The sequence below is a fragment of the Blastomonas sp. AAP25 genome, assembly GCF_001295965.1.
Taxonomy (GTDB): domain Bacteria; phylum Pseudomonadota; class Alphaproteobacteria; order Sphingomonadales; family Sphingomonadaceae; genus Blastomonas; species Blastomonas fulva.
On record NZ_LJHP01000050.1, the window covers coordinates 1 to 1,745 of the forward strand.

Annotated in this window: 2 protein-coding genes; both read left to right on the plus strand. The window is 67.7% G+C overall.

Annotated elements, in window-relative coordinates; genetic code table 11:
• Positions 1-108, plus strand: a 108-nt coding sequence (locus IP68_RS20405) for a UxaA family hydrolase (protein ID WP_156318319.1), incomplete at its 5' end; no start/stop codon positions are given.
• Between the two features lie 104 nt (positions 109-212).
• The coding region (locus IP68_RS19595; protein WP_054136708.1) for an IlvD/Edd family dehydratase at positions 213-1,745 on the plus strand (1,533 nt) is incomplete at its 3' end.

Consider the following 1,745-nt stretch of genomic DNA (forward strand, 5'->3'; position numbering starts at 1 on the left):
CGCCAGTTCCTCGCCACGCTGCTTGCCATCGCCAGCGGCGCGCGGACCGCTGCCGAGAAGCAGGGCCAGCGCACGATCGCGATCTGGAAGCGCGGCGTGACGCTATAGGGCTTGTGCAACGCCCCTCGCGCGGTGCATGGTAGCGCAATCATGAAGCGATGTCGGCGCGGTGCGACCGGGATAACCGACACGTCACTGGAGAGTTTGAAGGCATGGACAGACAGCCTAAACGACCGTTCCGGTCGCGCGAATGGTTCGCTGCGCCGGGCAGGAGCGACATGGCCGCGCTCTATCTCGAGCGGTTCATGAACTATGGCCTGACCCCTGCCGAGCTGATGTCCGGCAGGCCGATCATCGGCATCGCGCAGTCTGGCTCCGACCTCTCGCCGTGCAACCGCATCCATCTCGATCTGGCGCGGCGGGTGCGCGAGGGCATCCGCGATGCCGGCGGCATTCCGATGGAGTTCCCGCTGCACCCGATCTTCGAGAACTGCCGCCGCCCCACCGCCGCGCTCGACCGCAACCTGGCCTATCTGGGGCTGGTCGAGATCCTCAACGGCTATCCCATCGATGCGGTGGTGCTGACCACGGGCTGCGACAAGACCACGCCTGCGCAGGTGATGGCCGCCTCTACCGTCGATATTCCCGCGATCGTGCTGTCGGGCGGACCGATGCTCGACGGCTGGCACGAGGGCGAGCTGGTCGGATCGGGCACGGTGATCTGGCGCAGCCGCCGCAAGCTGGCCGCAGGCGAGATCGACGAGGCCGAGTTCCTGGCGCGCGCCACCGACAGCGCGCCGTCTGCCGGGCATTGCAACACCATGGGCACCGCTTCGACGATGAACGCGGTGGCCGAGGTGCTGGGCCTTTCGCTGCCCGGCTGCGCAGCGATCCCCGCGCCCTATCGCGAGCGCGGGCAGATGGCGTACGAGACCGGCAGGCGTGCGGTCGAGATCGCCTATGAAGACCTGCGCCCCTCGCAGATTCTCACCGAGGCCGCGTTCCGCAACGCCATCGCTGCGGTCACCGCGATCGGCGGTTCGTCCAACGCGCAGCCGCATATCGTCGCGATGGCGCGCCATGCCGGCATCGAGGTTACCGCGCAGGACTGGATGCAGGCCTATGAGCTGCCGCTGCTGGTCGACATGCAGCCCGCAGGCCGCTTCCTCGGCGAGCATTTCCACCGCGCAGGCGGCGTGCCTGCTGTCCTGTGCGAACTGCTGGCGGCGGGCGTGATCGATGGCGATGCGCTGACGATCACCGGCCAGAGCCTGGCCGACAACCTTGCGGGCCGACAAAGCCGCAACCGCGAGGTGATCCGCGCCTATGATACGCCGCTGATGGAGCGCGCTGGCTTTCTGGTGCTGCGCGGCAACCTGTTCGATTTTGCGATCATGAAGACCAGCGTCATCGGCGAGGACTTCCGCAACCGCTATCTCTCGCGCCCCGGTGCGGAGAACATCTTCGAGGGCCGCGCGATCGTGTTCGACGGATCGGACGACTATCACCACCGCATCAACGATCCCGCGCTCGCCATCGATTCCGATTGCGTGCTGGTGATCCGCGGCGCAGGCGTGCTCGGCTGGCCGGGGTCGGCCGAAGTCGTCAACATGCAGCCGCCCGACGGCCTGATCCAGCAGGGCATCATGAGCCTTCCGACGCTGGGCGACGGTCGGCAATCGGGCACGTCCGACAGCCCCTCGATCCTCAACGCCTCGCCCGAGAGTGCGGCAGGCGGCGGGCTG